Origin of the sequence: Sphingomonas sp. 10B4 (genome assembly GCF_035019905.1) — a bacterium.
In the GTDB taxonomy this organism is placed as follows: domain Bacteria; phylum Pseudomonadota; class Alphaproteobacteria; order Sphingomonadales; family Sphingomonadaceae; genus Sphingomonas; species Sphingomonas glacialis.
Window position 1 is genome coordinate 1 of the sequence record NZ_JASJVC010000086.1, and the last position, 14,298, is coordinate 14,298.

16 protein-coding genes are annotated in these 14,298 nt (G+C 67.2%); 11 read left to right on the forward strand and 5 right to left on the reverse strand.

The features are described 5' to 3' along the window. Positions 1-65 precede the first annotated feature (65 nt). Entirely contained in the window at positions 66-809 is a 744-nt protein-coding gene (locus QN347_RS16975; protein ID WP_322162310.1) for a class I SAM-dependent methyltransferase, read from the reverse strand. A 272-nt stretch (positions 810-1,081) separates the two neighbouring features. Here QN347_RS16975 and mutM point away from each other — a divergent pair, with 272 nt between their 5' ends. The 5 genes from mutM (at position 1,082) to QN347_RS17000 (ending at position 4,815) form a co-directional block, all read left to right on the forward strand. Further along, positions 1,082-1,891, forward strand: coding sequence for a bifunctional DNA-formamidopyrimidine glycosylase/DNA-(apurinic or apyrimidinic site) lyase (mutM, locus tag QN347_RS16980; protein WP_322162312.1), 810 nt, complete (start codon positions 1,082-1,084; stop codon positions 1,889-1,891). A gap of 91 nt (positions 1,892-1,982) precedes the next feature. Next, positions 1,983-2,246, forward strand: coding sequence for a 30S ribosomal protein S20 (gene rpsT / locus QN347_RS16985; protein WP_133191840.1), 264 nt, complete (start codon positions 1,983-1,985; stop codon positions 2,244-2,246). Positions 2,247-2,745: 499 nt separating this feature from the next. Further along, complete coding sequence (gene dnaA / locus QN347_RS16990) at positions 2,746-4,146, forward strand: chromosomal replication initiator protein DnaA (RefSeq protein WP_133186068.1); 1,401 nt, start codon at positions 2,746-2,748, stop codon at positions 4,144-4,146. A gap of 50 nt (positions 4,147-4,196) precedes the next feature. Then, complete coding sequence (locus QN347_RS16995; RefSeq protein ID WP_322162313.1) at positions 4,197-4,424, forward strand: AbrB/MazE/SpoVT family DNA-binding domain-containing protein; 228 nt, start codon at positions 4,197-4,199, stop codon at positions 4,422-4,424. Then, on the forward strand, positions 4,414-4,815 hold the full coding sequence (locus tag QN347_RS17000) for a PIN domain-containing protein (RefSeq protein ID WP_322162315.1): 402 nt from the start codon (positions 4,414-4,416) through the stop codon (positions 4,813-4,815). The genes QN347_RS16995 and QN347_RS17000 overlap by 11 nt, the downstream gene beginning before the upstream one ends. Here QN347_RS17000 and trpS read toward each other — a convergent pair. The 3 genes from trpS to secB form a co-directional block, all read right to left on the reverse strand. After that, positions 4,812-5,813, reverse strand: coding sequence for a tryptophan--tRNA ligase (gene trpS / locus QN347_RS17005; RefSeq protein WP_322162316.1), 1,002 nt, complete (start codon positions 5,811-5,813; stop codon positions 4,812-4,814). The genes QN347_RS17000 and trpS overlap by 4 nt on opposite strands. Positions 5,814-5,816: 3 nt before the next feature. Beyond that, a complete protein-coding gene (gene murJ, locus QN347_RS17010; protein ID WP_322162318.1) occupies positions 5,817-7,409 on the reverse strand; it encodes a murein biosynthesis integral membrane protein MurJ in 1,593 nt (530 codons plus the stop codon). 128 nt (positions 7,410-7,537) lie between these two features. Continuing rightward, the gene (secB, locus tag QN347_RS17015) at positions 7,538-8,050 is read right to left on the reverse strand and encodes a protein-export chaperone SecB (RefSeq protein WP_133186078.1); all 513 of its coding nucleotides are present in this window, start codon (positions 8,048-8,050) and stop codon (positions 7,538-7,540) included. A 190-nt stretch (positions 8,051-8,240) separates the two neighbouring features. Between secB and QN347_RS17020 the strand changes: the two genes are divergently transcribed. The 4 genes from QN347_RS17020 (at position 8,241) to QN347_RS17035 (ending at position 12,564) form a co-directional block, all read left to right on the forward strand. Further along, on the forward strand, positions 8,241-8,885 hold the full coding sequence (locus QN347_RS17020) for a Tim44/TimA family putative adaptor protein (RefSeq protein WP_322162320.1): 645 nt from the start codon (positions 8,241-8,243) through the stop codon (positions 8,883-8,885). A 71-nt stretch (positions 8,886-8,956) separates the two neighbouring features. Further along, a complete protein-coding gene (locus QN347_RS17025; RefSeq protein ID WP_322162322.1) occupies positions 8,957-10,156 on the forward strand; it encodes a murein transglycosylase A in 1,200 nt (399 codons plus the stop codon). Between the two features lie 56 nt (positions 10,157-10,212). After that, the gene (locus QN347_RS17030) at positions 10,213-10,779 is read left to right on the forward strand and encodes a Smr/MutS family protein (protein ID WP_322164174.1); all 567 of its coding nucleotides are present in this window, start codon (positions 10,213-10,215) and stop codon (positions 10,777-10,779) included. Between the two features lie 66 nt (positions 10,780-10,845). Further along, the gene (locus QN347_RS17035; RefSeq protein ID WP_322162324.1) at positions 10,846-12,564 is read left to right on the forward strand and encodes a putative bifunctional diguanylate cyclase/phosphodiesterase; all 1,719 of its coding nucleotides are present in this window, start codon (positions 10,846-10,848) and stop codon (positions 12,562-12,564) included. A 13-nt stretch (positions 12,565-12,577) separates the two neighbouring features. On the opposite strand, the gene QN347_RS17040 is transcribed toward QN347_RS17035, so the two are convergent. Next, positions 12,578-13,246: a peptidylprolyl isomerase gene (locus QN347_RS17040; RefSeq protein WP_322162326.1), complete on the reverse strand. Its 669-nt coding sequence runs from the start codon at positions 13,244-13,246 to the stop codon at positions 12,578-12,580. A 236-nt stretch (positions 13,247-13,482) separates the two neighbouring features. On the opposite strand from QN347_RS17040, the gene QN347_RS17045 reads away from it, so the two are divergent. Continuing rightward, entirely contained in the window at positions 13,483-13,866 is a 384-nt protein-coding gene (locus QN347_RS17045) for a hypothetical protein (protein WP_322162328.1), read from the forward strand. Positions 13,867-13,962: 96 nt separating this feature from the next. Continuing rightward, positions 13,963-14,235, forward strand: coding sequence for a DUF3297 family protein (locus tag QN347_RS17050; protein ID WP_140850272.1), 273 nt, complete (start codon positions 13,963-13,965; stop codon positions 14,233-14,235). Positions 14,236-14,298 lie beyond the last annotated feature (63 nt).

Below are 14,298 nucleotides of genomic sequence, written 5' to 3' on the forward strand. Positions count from 1 at the left end.
AGATGTGTATAAGAGACAGCCCCAACCCCTCCCCTGAAGGGGAGGGGCTTTTGTTTCGCGCCCCATCAAATCTTCCACCCGTGGTGGATCGCGACCAGCCCGCCGAGCATCGGCTCGACCCCCGTCTGCACGAAGCCCGCGTCACGGATCATGCCTTCAAAGGTCGGCATGTCGGGGAACCGCCGAATCGACTCGATCAGATAGCGATAGCTGTCCTCATCCTGCGCAAGCAGCTTGCCAAGCTTGGGGACGAGCTTGTGCGAATAGGCGTCATAGACGTCGGCGAATCCGGGCCACAGCGTGGTCGAGAATTCGAGGCAGAAGAACCGCCCGCCACGCCGCAGCACGCGGTTCGCCTCGCGCAGCGCCTTGGGGATGTCGGTCACGTTCCGGATGCCGAACGCGATTGTGTACGCGTCGAAGAAGCGGTCGGGGAAGACCAGCGTCTCGGCATTCGCCTCGGTCCACACCAGGCCGTCGATCCCGCGCTTGGCCGCGCGGTCGACGCCGACTTCGAGCATTTGCGGGTTGATGTCGGCGACCGTCACGCTCGCGCCCGATTCGGCGAGGCGGAAGGCGATGTCGCCGGTGCCCCCGGCCATGTCGAGGATCTGCTCGCCGTCGCGCGGCTTTAAGCGGCGCACGAAGCGGTCCTTCCACACGCGGTGCATGCCGCCCGACATGGCATCGTTCATGATGTCATAGCTGCGTGCGACGCTCGAGAAGACGCCGCCGACGCGCGCGGTCTTTTCGGTGGCGGGGATGTCTTCGTAGCCGAAGGAGACGGTGCCAGAGTTTGGATCGTTCATGTCGCACGCTCTAGCCGAGCAAAGCGGCGGCGCAAACCGCTGCGTTGCAGCTCCGACAAATCGTCTCGCGCGGCCCATTCATCCTTCTTCTCTGCGTCTCCGCGTCTCCGCGTGAATCCAATCTTCTTTTCACGCGGAGACGCGGAGACGGGGAGAAGAAGAAGGGCGCGGCGGATGCTACGCAGTGGAAGCGCGCTTTGGCCCAAGCGCCAAGTGGCCTCGGTGTGGGTCGCCGCTTGCGCCACGGGCGTGGAAGCGGGCAGGGACGGGGGATGCCAGAACTTCCCGAAGTCGAGACCACCGTGCGCGGGCTCCGGCCCGTGCTCGAGCGCCAGCGCATCACACTGGTGCAGACCCGTCGCGGTGATCTGCGGCGGCCGTTTCCCGAAGATCTCGGGCAGCGGCTGACCGGCGCGACCGTGACGGGCCTGTCGCGCCGCGCGAAATACGGGCTGATCGAGACCGATCGCGGCGACACGATGATCTTCCACCTCGGCATGTCGGGGCGCTGGCGAGTCGATCCGTCCGAGCTGCTGCCGCACGATCATTTGATTCTCGAAACCGCGACTCAGCGCCTCGCGCTCAACGATCCGCGGCGCTTCGGCTCGGTCGATCTGCTGCCGACCGAATCGCTTGCCGATTTCCCCGCATTCAAGGCGCTCGGCCCCGAACCGCTCGGCCCCGAACTGACCGTCCCCTACCTCCACGCCAAGCTCGCCGGGCGAATCGCCTCGATCAAGCTGATGCTGCTCGACCAGCGACTCGTTGCGGGGCTCGGCAATATCTATGTGTGCGAAGCGCTGTTCGCCGCGCGAATCTCGCCCAAGCGCGCCGCCGGGACCGTCTCGCGCGCCAAGCTCGCGCGGCTCGTGCCGGCGATTCGCGAGGTGCTGCTCGCGGCGATCGACGCAGGCGGCTCGTCGTTGCGCGATTACGCCCGCCCCGACGGCGAGCTCGGCTATTTCTCCAAGCAATTCGCGGTCTATGGCCGCGAGGGCGAGCCGTGCAGCTGCGGCGGCACCGTCGAGCGCTATGCCGAAGGCGGCCGCTCGACTTTCTGGTGCCCGAAATGCCAGAAATGATTGACCGACCCCCCCGTTCTGCGTAAGGCGCACGGCTTCCGGGGCCGGGAGCTATCTCCCGCCCTTTCTTATTTACAGATCAGAGGGCTTCATGGCGAACACGCCACAGGCGAAAAAGCGCATCCGTCGTAACGCCGCGCGGACCATCGTGAACGGCAACCGTACCGGCCGCATCCGCACCTTCGTCAAGAAGGCCGAGACTGCGCTCGAAGCGGGCGACAAGGCTGCTGCAACCGCCGCGATGGCGATGGTTCAGCCCGAGCTGATGCGCGGCGTCGCCAAGGGCGTGCTGCACAAGAACACCGCGAGCCGCAAGTTCTCGCGCCTTACCAAGCGCCTCACCGCGCTCGCTTAATCCCAATCGGGTTACGCAACGGCTGATCGCCCGCTGGACACAAGTCCGGCGGGCTTTTTGTCGTGGTGTACGCTTTTCGAGGCGGCGATGGGTCTCGCAGTGCCGACTTAACCCCTATCAAGGAACGTTGCGCGAACGCTTTTGACCGTCCAAACGGCAAAGGCGCAGTTTACCGCGATTCGCAGAACCTTCATCAAAGTGTCACTGACGAAACGTCGTGATTTCATAGGCTTGTGAGATTTTCGACGCGAAACCTTCGCTCAATCCGAGTCAACCGGGTATATTTAGAAAATGTGACAGGTCGGGCCCTTGCTCGACTCGCTGCGATCTTCATAAATGGCCCTCCGCCGCGAGCGGTGTTTCTGGCTCGCGACCTACTTTGAATGGCAAGCGTCAGACGGATCGTGATTCCGCCTGGGGGGATGTTTGTCTGTCGTAATTTCAGCGGTGCGGGGTCTCCCGCAGCTCGCAATGCAAAGGTTTTGGCGTGGTCTTGACGGTGAACAGGGGGGGTGACGCGCACGATACCGACTTTGCCGGCGGGCAGGCCGATACGGTCGCGCGCGCCTGGAACACGGTGCGGACGCATCTGCGCGAATCGGCCGGGGTGCGGTTGTTCGATCAATGGCTCAAGCCGATCGCGCTCGTCGCGGGTGGAGACGGCGAGACGGTACGGCTGACGCTGCCGTCGGCGTTCATGACGAACTGGGTGCGCAACCATTACGGCGACCGGCTGCTGCAGGAATTCCGCGCGCTGGTGCCGAGCGTCCGCAGCGTGGCGATCGAGACCGGGATGGCGGCGGCACCGACGCCCGTGCTCAAGGCCGAGCCAGCGCCCGCACCCGTCGCGCCGGCCGAGCCCGTGGTCATCGCCGACCGTCCGACGCTCGATCCGCGCTTCACCTTCGACCGCTTCGTCGTCGATGCGTCGAACCGCGTCGCGTTCAACGCCGCAAAGGCGCTCGCCGAGCCCGGCGTGCCGCGTTTTAGCCCACTCTTCCTCCATAGCGGCACGGGGCAGGGCAAGAGCCACTTGATGCACGCGATAGGTGCTGCCTACCTTGCTGCGGTCCCCGAGGCGCGCGTGCTGATGATGTCGGCCGAACGCTTCATGTTCGACTTCGTCCAGGCGCTCCGCAGCCGCGACACGCACAGCTTCAAGCTGCGGCTGCGCTCGGCCGATCTGCTGCTGGTCGACGACCTCCAGTTCATCGCCGGCAAGGATTCGACGCAGGAAGAGTTCTTCCACACGATCAACGAAGTGATGGGCGCGGGCAAACGCCTCGTCATCTCGGCCGATCGCTGCCCGCAGGGGCTCGACGGAGTCGAGGCGCGGATCATGTCGCGGCTGTCGTGCGGCCTCGTCGCCGATATCAAGAATTCTGACCTGGCGCTCCGCCGCGCGGTGCTGACCCGCAAGCTGCTCGACATGCCGGGCGCGAAGGTGCCGGGCGACGTGCTCGACCTGCTCGCCGCGCGCATCACCGCGAGCATCCGCGACCTCGAGGGCGCGCTCAACCGCGTCGTTGCCTATGCGCAACTCACCGGGGTCGAAGTCGATCTCGAATTCGCCGTGGCGACGCTGGGCGACGTGCTGCGCGGGGCGGAACGCCGCGTGACGATCGACGAGATCCAGAAGGCGGTCTCGGCGCATTTCGAGCTGAAGCCGGTCGACCTGGTATCGGCACGCCGCGCGGTAGTGGTGGCCCGCCCGCGCCAGATCGCGATGTATCTCGCCAAGCGCCTGACGACACGCTCGCTTCCCGAGATCGGCCGCAAGTTCGGCGGGCGCGACCATTCGACGGTGATCCACGCGGTCCGCCGGATCGAGGAACTGCGCGACACCGATCGCGAGATCGACACCGCGGTGCGCGTGCTGCTGCGCGAGCTCGAGGGATAGCGAGCGCGCCGAAATTCCGGTATGGCTAAGGCCATATTCGGAGACAGGCGATGCAGTTGGCGAAGTGGGGCGACGACTTCGCGGTCCGTTTGCCCAAGGAAATGGTCGAGGCGCTTGCGGTGGAGCTGGGCGAGGAGCTCGATGTCCGCATTCAGAACGGGTCGCTTCGTATCCGCCGGAAACGGACGCGCGCGGACGTTCTGGAGAGCTTGAAGCGGTTCCAGGGCTGGATGCCCGAAGACTTCAAGTTCGATCGCGAAGAGGCAAATGCCCGGTAGCGCATTTGACAGCAACGTTCTGCTGTATCTGGTCTCGGTCAATGACCAAAGGGCCGCGCGGGCCCGCGATCTGGTGGCCGACGGCGGTACCATCAGCGTCCAGACCCTCAACGAAGTCGTCAACGTTGGGCGTCGCAAGTTCAAGATGCCGTGGCCGGATCTCGACGCGCTTTTGGACGAACTCAAAGACCTGTTGAGCCTTGTGCCAGTTGATCTCGAAACGCACGAGACCGCGTGCGGCCTCGCGCGGCGCTATAAGATCGCTTTCTACGATGCTGCGATCGTCGCCGCCGCACTGCTGGCGGATTGCGACACGCTCTGGTCCGAAGACATGCACGACGGCCTCTTCATCGACGGCCGCCTGACGATCCGCAACCCGTTCGCCGCTTAGACCTGCAGCCCCACCGCCGCCTGCGCCTTGGCGAGCGTCGGCGCCGCCAGCACTGCTGCGCGCGCCGCGCCATCGGCGAGCACCGCGCTCACCGCCGCGCGATCATCGAGCAATGCCGTCAGCCGCTCGCGGATCGGGGAGAGCGTCGCGACCGCCAGATCGGCGAGCTCAGGCTTGAACGCACCAAAGCCTTGTCCCGCGAACTGCGCCAGCACCGCGTCGGGCGTGCTCCCTTCGAGGGCTGCATAGATCGTCACGAGGTTCTTCGCCTCGGGCCGCTCGGCAAGCCCCGCGACCTCGCCCGGCAGGCCGTCGGCATCCGATTTGGCCTTGCGGACCTTGCTCGCGATCAGCTCGTCCGAATCGACCAAATTGATCCGCGACGCATCGCTCGGGTCCGACTTCGACATCTTCCCGCTCGCATCGCGCAAGCTCATGATGCGCGGTGCGGCCTTCGAGATGAACGGCTCGGGCAGCGTGAAGGTGTCGCCATAATCGCTGTTGAACTTGACCGCGATGTCGCGTGCGAGCTCGAGATGCTGCTTCTGGTCCTCGCCGACCGGCACGTGCGTCGCCTGGTAGAGCAGCACGTCGGCGGCTTGCAGCACGGGATAGGTGAACAGCCCGACGCTCTGCGTCTCGCCCTTCTTGCCGGCCTTGTCCTTCCATTGCGTCATGCGGCTGAGCCAGCCCATCCGCGCGGTGCCGCCAAGGATCCAGTGCAGCGCCGAATGCGCCGGCACGCGCGCCTGGTTGAACAGGATCGAGCGCTGCGGATCGATCCCGCACGCGAGCAGCGTCGCCGCCATCTCGGTGGTGTGCGCGTTCAGCTCAGCCGGGACGACCGGCTGCGACAGCGCGTGCAGATCGGCGAGGAAGAACAGGCATTCGTCGCCCGCTGCCATCGCGTCCTGCATCGCCACCCACTGGCGGATCGCGCCGAGATAGTTGCCGAGGTGGAGGTTGCCGGTTGGCTGGATGCCGGAGAGAACGCGCATGGGTTATTCCTGAACGGGTTTTGAGGTCGCGCCGCGCTTGCGCAGCAGCGCCTTGATGTCGGCGATGCGATACGCGCCGGCGACGAAGCACGCCACGCCATAGACCGCGCCGCCCGCGCCGACCAGCACGCCGAGCGCGCCGTAGCGCACGATCAGCGGCCCGCCGAGATACGGATCGAGCCATTGCTCGAACGCATAGATCGTCGCGCCCATCAGCAATGCTGCCAGCAGCAGCCGCGGCACCTTGCGACGTAGCCCCGCATCGGCGACGAAGTGCCCGCGCACGGCGAGCGTGCGGTAGAGCATCGCCACGTTGACGGTGGAGGCGAGCGCGGTCGCGAGCGGCGGGCCGACATGACCGATCAGCGGGATCAGAATGAGGTTGCCGACGATATTGACCGCAATCGAGATCATCGCATACCGCACCGGCGTCCGCGTATCGCCGCGCGCGTAATAGCCCGGTGTCAGCACCTTGACGAGCACGTACGACGGCAGCCCGATCGAGAAAGCGCTCAGCGCCCAGCCGCAGCGCTTGGCGTCCATCGCGCCGAACTTGCCATATTCGAACAGCCCGCGGACGATCGGCTCGGCGGCGACGAGGAAGGCGATCGTCGCGGGAAGCGTGAGGAACAGCGCAAGCTCAATCCCGCGATTCTGCGTCTCCATCGCCGCCGCGTCCTGGCCCGAGGACAGCAGCCGCGAGATCGTCGGCAGCAGGATCGTGCCGAGCCCGATCCCGATCAGCCCGAGCGGGAGCTGGTTGAGCCGGTCGGCATAATAGATGTACGTGATCGAGCCCGACGCCAGCAGGCTGCCGGCGAGCGAGGTCGAGATCAGCAGATTGATCTGCGACGCGCCCGCACCCGCGGCGGCCGGGACGATGAGGCGCAGCATCTCGCGCACGTCCGCGTCGAGCCGCGGCATCCGCAGCCGCATGTCGACGCCCGCGCGGTGGCACGCCAGGATCAGCCAGGCGAGTTGCAGCACGCCCCCGACCGTCACCGAGATCGCCTGGACGCGCGCGGTCTCATATTCGTCGGCACCGTGGAAGAACCACAGCCCGCCGATCATCGCGAGGTTGAGCAGGATCGGCGCGGCGGCATTGACCCAGAATTTGTCGAGCGAGTTGAGGATCCCGCCGAGCAGCGAGGCGAGCGAGATCAAAGCGAGATAGGGCAGGGTGATCCGCGAGAGCATGACCGCGAAGGCGAATTGCGCGTGGCTCGGATGCTGGCGCGCGAACCCGCCCGACAGCAGATAGGTGATCGGCCAGGCGGCGAGCAGCATCGCCACCGTGAACACGATCAGCACTGGCAGCAGCACCGCCAGCGCGCGCTCGGCAAAGGCGTAGCCGGCGGGGAGGCCCTCGGGCCCGGAGGCCTTCTTGTTGAACAGCGGAATGAAGGCGGCGGAGAAGGCGCCCTCCGCGAAGAGCGCGCGGAACATGTTGGGCAAGCGGAAGGCGACGCCGTTGAAGGCATCCGATGCGAACCCCGCGCCGACATAGCGTGCGGCGAGCGAATCGCGCAGCAAGGCGAGCACCCGGCTGACGAGCGTCAGCCCGCCGACCGAGCCAAGGGATTTGACGAGGTTCATTGCGCCATCAGCCCGACACCCATTTCGTCACCCCGGACTTGTTCCGGGGTCCACCGGGCCGCGCGCCGATCGGCGGAGAGTGTGCGGCGCGGTGGACCCCGGGACAAGCCCGGGGTGACGCGGCAAGATTACGCCGTGCCGAACGCGCCCGAGGCTTCGCCGGCTTCCTGCTGCTGCAGGAACACCGCGCCGAAATCGATCGGCTCGAGGAGCAGCGGCGGGAAGCCGCCGTCGCGGACTGCATCGGCGAGCACGCGGCGCGCGAACGGGAAGATCAGCCGCGGCGCTTCGGCCAGCAGGAACGGCTGGAGATGCTCGAGCGGGAAATTGCGCAAGCCGAACAGCCCGGCATAGGAAAGGTCGACCAGGAACGCGACGGTGCCCTCGGCCTCGGCCTTCACTTCGATCCGCAGGACGATTTCATAGACGTCCTCGCCGACCTGCGCCGAGGCGATGTTAAACTGGACGTCGATCGCCGGCGGCGTCGGGTTCTGGAAGATCGCCGGTGCGTTGGGGTTCTCGAACGAGAAGTCCTTGACATATTGCGAGATCAGACCCGCCGCCGGGGTCGTATCGGCCCCGTTTGCCAACGGCGCGCCGTCGACCGTGGTGGTGATGAAGCCGTCATCCTGCTCGCTCATGGAACTCGTCCTTGCTTTGGCCGTATAGTCGCCACAGCGTTGTGGCATGGAAGGCGCGCGCCTAGCAGGGGGTGGGACCGAGTTCAACCGAGGCCCCACGGCTTTGACAGGCACCGCGTACAATCACGTCGTTTGAAACAGCGGCGGTTTATGCCTATGTAGCGTGTCTAGTGAAAGCCCTGGAGGCCGCGTGTTCCTGATTGTTATCCTCGTGATGGTCGCCGGTTTTCTGGCGCTGCGTCTGTACATGGTGCTCGGCAAGCGCACCGGGCATGAGCAGCCCTTGCCCAAACCCGCCGAGGACCGCGCTCCGCTGACGCTGGTGCAACGCCCGACCGAAATCGCCGGCGAAAGCCGCGAGCCGGTCAGCCGGTTGGTCGAGCCCAAGGCCGAGGCCGGCATCCGCGCGATTATCGCCGGCGACTCGTCGTTCGACGTGGCGCGCTTCCTCGATGGATCGAAGGCAGCGTATCGCATGATCCTTGAGGCGTTCTGGAAGGGCGACGAGGAAGAACTCGCCTGGCTCGCCGAGGACGACGTGCGCGAGGCGTTCGTCGCTGCGATCGAAGCGCGCAACACCGCGGGCCACGTCCTCGAAAATCGTCTGGTCTCGATCGAACGCGCGGTGATCTCCGACGCGACGCTCGAGGGCAAGGTTGCGCGGATCACGGTGCGCTTCGACGCCGATATCGCCGCGGTCACGCGCGATGCCGAGAACACCGTCATCGCCGGATCGATGAGCGACGCGGTCGAGACGCACGATGCCTGGACCTTCGCGCGGACGCTCAAGAGCAGCGATCCGAACTGGAAGCTCGCCGACACCGACGAGGCGTGATCGCGGTGCGGGGGGACGTTCGGGTTTCGCTTTCCGGCCTTCGGTACGGAAAGTCCGTTGGCGTAACCGCGTTGGCGCTTTTCCTCGCGGCCTGCGGCGGTGGGCAGATCGAACGCCCCCGCGCTATCGGCAACGGGCAGACTCCCGTCCGGCGCCCCGTACCGGCAACGCCGATCGCCCCGACCCAGGCCGTCACCGCGCCCGGGCCGAGCGCGAGTAGCGCGGGCGTCATCGCCGGGCCGCCGCTCTACAGCTTGCCGATCGACGATGCGCAGGCCGAGCGCGCGCTCGTCGCCTTCCGCGCGACCTGCCCCTCGCTGCAACGCCGCACCGACGCGACGGGCCTGACGCAGGGCGCCGACTGGCAGCCGGCGTGCGCCGCCGCGCCGAGCGTCCGTTCGGGCGGGGCGCGTGCGTTCTTCGCGCAATATTTCGAAGCGGTCCAAGTCGGCGACGGCAAGGCGTTCGCGACGGGCTATTACGAGCCCGAGATCCGCGGCTCGCGCGATCGGCGACGCGGGTACGAGGTGCCGATCTACGCGCGTCCGTCCGACCTCGTCGATGTCGATCTCGGCCTGTTCAGCGATACGCTCAAGGGCAAGAAGATCCGCGGTCGTGTCGCGGGCAAGAGCTTCGTCCCCTATGACGATCGCACCGCGATCGAGCAGGGCTCGCTCGACGGCCGTGCGCCGATCATCGCCTGGGCGGCCGATCCGATCGAACTGTTCTTCCTGCAGGTCCAGGGCTCGGGCCGGCTGCGGCTGCCCGACGGGTCGGTGATGCGGATCGGCTATGAGAGCCAGAACGGCCGCGATTACACCGGCATCGGCGCGCTGATGAAGCAGCGCGGGCTGCTCGCGCCGGGGCAGAGCTCGATGCAGGGCATTGTCGGTTGGCTGCACGATCATCCCGAAGAGGGCCGCGCGATCATGCGCGAGAATAAGAGCTACGTGTTCTTCCGCGAACAGACCGGGCCGGCGCTCGGCGCGCTCGGCATTGCGGTAACGGGCGGGGTGAGTGCTGCGGCTGATCCGCATTTCGTGCCGCTCGGCGCGCCGGTTTTGCTGTCGATGGACCGCGCCGATGCGAGCCGCTTGTGGATCGCACAGGATACCGGCGGCGCGATCAAGGGCGCCAACCGGATCGACACCTTCTGGGGCGCAGGCGCCGATGCGGCGGCGACGGCGGGCGGAATGGCGGCGCGCGGCACCGCGTTCCTGCTGCTGCCGGTCGGCACGCTGCAGCGCCTGGGTGCTGCGACGGCGGGCTGACAGGGGTGGGATCGCGCCCGCTCCGTCCCGAGGAAGCCGCGCTGTGGGCGCGCGTGATGGCGGGGGTCCGCCCGCTGCGCGCGGTCGCGCCCGCCGCCAAGGCGGTCCCGCTCGCGCCGGTCGAACGTCGCCCCGTTCCCGCGATGCGCCTCCCCGAAAAACCTCTCCCATCGTTCGGCGCGTTGCTCGGTAAGGGGACGGTCGGCTCGGTCCCGCCGCTCGGCCGCAAGGGCATTTCGATCACCGCGCCCCCCAAGCCGCCCGGCAACACGCTCGACGGTAGCTGGGACCGCCAGCTGTCGCGCGGGCTCGTCTCGCCCGATCGCACGATCGACCTCCACGGCCATACGCTGCACTCGGCCTATGACCTGCTCGATGCCGCGCTCGATGCCGCGATCCGCGCCGGCGACCGCGTGATCCTGCTCGTCACCGGCAAGCCACCCCGCCCGGCGAGCGAACGCCCGCATGCGCGCGGTGCGATCCGCGCGGCGACGGGCGACTGGCTCGCCGGATCGCGCCACTCCGCAGCGATCGCGGCGGTGCGCGGGGCGCATCCGCGGCATGGCGGGGCGGGGGCTTTGTATATTGTCCTCAAGCGTTTGCGGGCATCACAAAACTCTTAACCTTTTGCTGCGAAGGTCCTGCCAAGCCCGCGCAAACGATCGGGTCAGGAGTCGCGCACTGCTACAATGGACGAGGTCACGCTCAAGAGTCGCGCGGTCGTTTTTGCGATTTGCGCCGGGGCTGTCGCCTTCTTCCTCGCGGTGCTTGCGACGTCGGCGGGGGGCGTCCAGCTCGATAATTTGACGCGGGCGTTGATCCCCGCGGTGGTCTGCGCGGCGATGTGCTGGGCCTCGGCCGAGCGCAGCATCGCCGGCACCGCTGGCGCGATCGACGCCGCGATCGAACGGCTGGCGCATGCCGCCGAGGGCGACCTCGCCAGCGCGATCCCGCCCGAGATCGGCGAGAACGTTCCGCAACTCGCGCGTGCGATGGAAAGCCTGTTCACGCAGATGACCGCGCATCTCGACGGCGTCCAGCGCCTGGCGATGTTCGATCCGGTGACGGGCCTCGCCAACCGCAGCAACTTCCGCGCGACGTGCGAGCGAATGCTCGCGACGCCGCCCGCGACGACGCGGGACACGCGCGGTGGCCTGTTCTTCATCGATCTCGATCGCTTCAAGGTGGTCAACGATACGATGGGGCATGCCTGTGGCGACGCATTGCTCGGCATGGTTGCCAACCGTCTGCGCGCCGTTGCCGACAGCATCGCTCGCGAGCCCGACGGCGTGCCGCCGCTGATCGGCCGGCTTGCCGGCGACGAATTCACGATGTTCTTCCCCGCGATCGGCGCGGCCGGCGATGCCGCGAAGATCGGCTGCGATATCCTGCGCGCGCTCGCCGAGCCGTTCGACCTGGGCGGCGCCAACGTCTCGATCGGCGCGTCGATCGGCATGGCGCTGTGCCCCGAGCACGGCATAACGCTGACCGAGCTGATGCGCGCAGCCGACGCCGCGATGTATCATGCCAAGGGCAGCGGACGCGGGCGCGCCGAGCCGTTCAGCGTCGAGCTCGCCGCGCGCATCGCCGCGCGTGCGACGCTCGAGGGCGATCTGCGCGAAGCGATCGACCGCGACGAATTCGCGCTCGTCTTCCAGCCGCAGATCAGCGTCGATCACGGCCGGATCGTCGGGGCCGAAGCGCTGCTCCGCTGGCGCCACCCGCGCGAGGGGCTTCGCTTGCCGCTGACCTTCCTCGATTGCGCCGAGGAGACCGGCATGATCGTCGATATCGGCGACTGGGTGGTCGATTCGGTCGCCGCGACGATCGCGCGCTGGGGGCGGATCGGGATCGAGCAGCGGCTTTCGGTCAACGTTTCGCCGCGCCAGATCGACCATGCGCGCTTCTTCCACGGGCTGCGCGCCGCGCTCCACCGCGCCCGCGCCCCCGCGCATCTGCTCGAGCTCGAGATCAGCGAGACGCTGGCGATGCAGTGCAGCGACGACGTCCTCGATGCGATCGTGCAGCTCCGCGCCGCCGGCGCGACGATCGCGATCGACGATTTCGGTACGGGCTATTCGAACCTCTCGCGGCTGCGCGCGCTGCCGATCGACCGGATCAAGCTCGACCGCAGTCTGGTCGCGCCCGTCGCCGACGATGCCGCAGCGCGGATGATCGCGCAGGCGGTGGTCGGCGTGATCCACGCGCTCGGCTGCGAGGCGGTTGCCGAAGGGGTCGAGACGCAAGCGCAAGTCGATATCCTGCGCATCATCGGCTGCGACGTGATGCAGGGCTATGCGATCGCCGCGCCGATGGAGGAATCGGCGTTCGTCGCGTGGAGCCGCGGCAGCGTGCGCCGCGCGGTCGGCGATGGTGCGGTCCTGGCGGGGGTCGGCTGGCGCGGCTGACGGCGCGTGCCGCTCAGCGTTTTACGCCGCGCAGCATCTGCCACACCTTCATCCCGCCGGTCGGCTTGGCGACGCCGTCAAGCCGCTCGGCGCGGACGATCGTGACGGGCTTGGCCATCATCTGCCCCTTGAACGCACCGTCGCCGCCCGGCAGCGTCGGCCGCGCGAGCATCCGCTTGACCACGTCCATCCCGACGATCACGCGCCCGAACGCGGCATAGCCGATGAACCCCGGCCGCGCGTCGAGCGACGGATTGGCGCCGACCATGATCGAGAAATTGCCCGACCCCGAATCGCTGCGCTCGTAGCGCGCCATCGAGAGCGTGCCGTCGAGATGCTTGATCCCGGTCTTGTTGGTCGGCTCGAGCGGGACGACGCCGAGCATGCGGTGCGAATCGGTGCCGATCCCGCCCTGGACGAAGCCGGTATTGGGCGCGGTCTTGCGCCGCGTCGCACGGTAGAAGCTGGTGCCCTCGAAGCGCCCGTCATCGACATAGGCGAGGAAATTGGCGACCGTCCCCGGTGCGTGCCGCGCATCGAGCGCGACGACGATCGGCCCGGCCGCGGTGACGAAGCGCACGCGGACCACCGCTGGCTCGCGCGGCGCGGCTGCGGGGGAGGTACCCGCGGCGATCCCCGTACCTGCCATCGCCAGCGCCAAAAGACTCGTTCGAAACCGCATCGCATCCAACCTTGTTGTCGCTCGCCCGCGCGGCGCGCGCCGAGACCCTGGCGATACAGCGCGATGCGACGGGTGCAACCATCGCGGGCTGCATGGTGCCCGGCGCTTGGTGAACGCCCCATAAATGGCGCATTCCAGACCCGTTCAGGCCGACTCGCCTACAGCTTGCAACAAGCTAGCCCGCTGATGCGTTATTTGGCGATGCACGGGGAATGCTTGGAATGAGGAGATACGAGATGAACCACCTGATGAAGAAGATCGGTCTCGGCCTTGCCCTTGGCGCGACCGCATTGACCGCAGCAGCTCCCGCCGAAGCACAGCGCTGGGGCGGCTATCGTGGCCATGGCGGCTATTATCGTGGCGGCGGCGGTGGCGGCACCGCGATCGTCGCCGGGATTGCCGGCCTCGCCGTCGGCGCAGCGCTCGCGTCGAACAACAACCGCGGCTATTACCGCGACCGCGGCTATTATCGCGGTGGCTATTACAATGACGGCTATTACCGCGATCGCGGCTATTACAGCGGCTATTATGCCGAGCCGGTCTACGAGCAGCGCTGCTTCATCGAGCGCCGCTGGGATGGCTATTACGATCGTCCGGTCAACGTCCGCGTCTGCCGCTAAACTGGCGACTGCGGGATGCGATGCGGTGCGGGACTTGGGTTCCGCGCCGTTTTCGTGTCTGGCGTGGGGGCGATTTTTCCGTCATGAGCTCGGGCCATGACCGATACAGATCAGACCCCAGACCGCCTGTCCTCCAACCCGCGCAGCCCGCATTATGACGAGGCTGCGCTGGCCCGCGGGATCGGCATCCGCTTCAAGGGCCAGCAGCGCCACGACGTCGAGGAATATAGCCGCTCCGAGGGCTGGATCCGCGTCGCGCTCGGCAAGAAGGTGGATCGGCATGGCCAGCCGCTGACGCTCAAGCTGTCGGGCGAGGTCGAGGCGTGGTTCGAGCGGCCGGCCGAGGGTGCGGATACCGCCGAAGGCTAATTGGGCGCTAAAAGCCCCTCCCCTTTAGGGGTGTCTCTTATACACATCTGACGCTGCCGACGA

Excerpts from the sequence above, each read along its gene's own strand:
- QN347_RS16975 (WP_322162310.1), bottom strand. The coding sequence starts at position 809 with ATGAACGATCCAAACTCTGGCACCGTCTCCTTCGGCTACGAAGACATC.
- mutM (WP_322162312.1), top strand. The coding sequence starts at position 1,082 with ATGCCAGAACTTCCCGAAGTCGAGACCACCGTGCGCGGGCTCCGGCCC.
- rpsT (WP_133191840.1), top strand. The coding sequence starts at position 1,983 with ATGGCGAACACGCCACAGGCGAAAAAGCGCATCCGTCGTAACGCCGCG.
- QN347_RS16995 (WP_322162313.1), top strand. The coding sequence starts at position 4,197 with ATGCAGTTGGCGAAGTGGGGCGACGACTTCGCGGTCCGTTTGCCCAAG.
- QN347_RS17000 (WP_322162315.1), top strand. The coding sequence starts at position 4,414 with ATGCCCGGTAGCGCATTTGACAGCAACGTTCTGCTGTATCTGGTCTCG.
- trpS (WP_322162316.1), bottom strand. The coding sequence starts at position 5,813 with ATGCGCGTTCTCTCCGGCATCCAGCCAACCGGCAACCTCCACCTCGGC.
- murJ (WP_322162318.1), bottom strand. The coding sequence starts at position 7,409 with ATGAACCTCGTCAAATCCCTTGGCTCGGTCGGCGGGCTGACGCTCGTC.
- secB (WP_133186078.1), bottom strand. The coding sequence starts at position 8,050 with ATGAGCGAGCAGGATGACGGCTTCATCACCACCACGGTCGACGGCGCG.
- QN347_RS17030 (WP_322164174.1), top strand. The coding sequence starts at position 10,213 with ATGGCGGGGGTCCGCCCGCTGCGCGCGGTCGCGCCCGCCGCCAAGGCG.
- QN347_RS17035 (WP_322162324.1), top strand. The coding sequence starts at position 10,846 with ATGGACGAGGTCACGCTCAAGAGTCGCGCGGTCGTTTTTGCGATTTGC.
- QN347_RS17040 (WP_322162326.1), bottom strand. The coding sequence starts at position 13,246 with ATGCGGTTTCGAACGAGTCTTTTGGCGCTGGCGATGGCAGGTACGGGG.
- QN347_RS17045 (WP_322162328.1), top strand. The coding sequence starts at position 13,483 with ATGAACCACCTGATGAAGAAGATCGGTCTCGGCCTTGCCCTTGGCGCG.
- QN347_RS17050 (WP_140850272.1), top strand. The coding sequence starts at position 13,963 with ATGACCGATACAGATCAGACCCCAGACCGCCTGTCCTCCAACCCGCGC.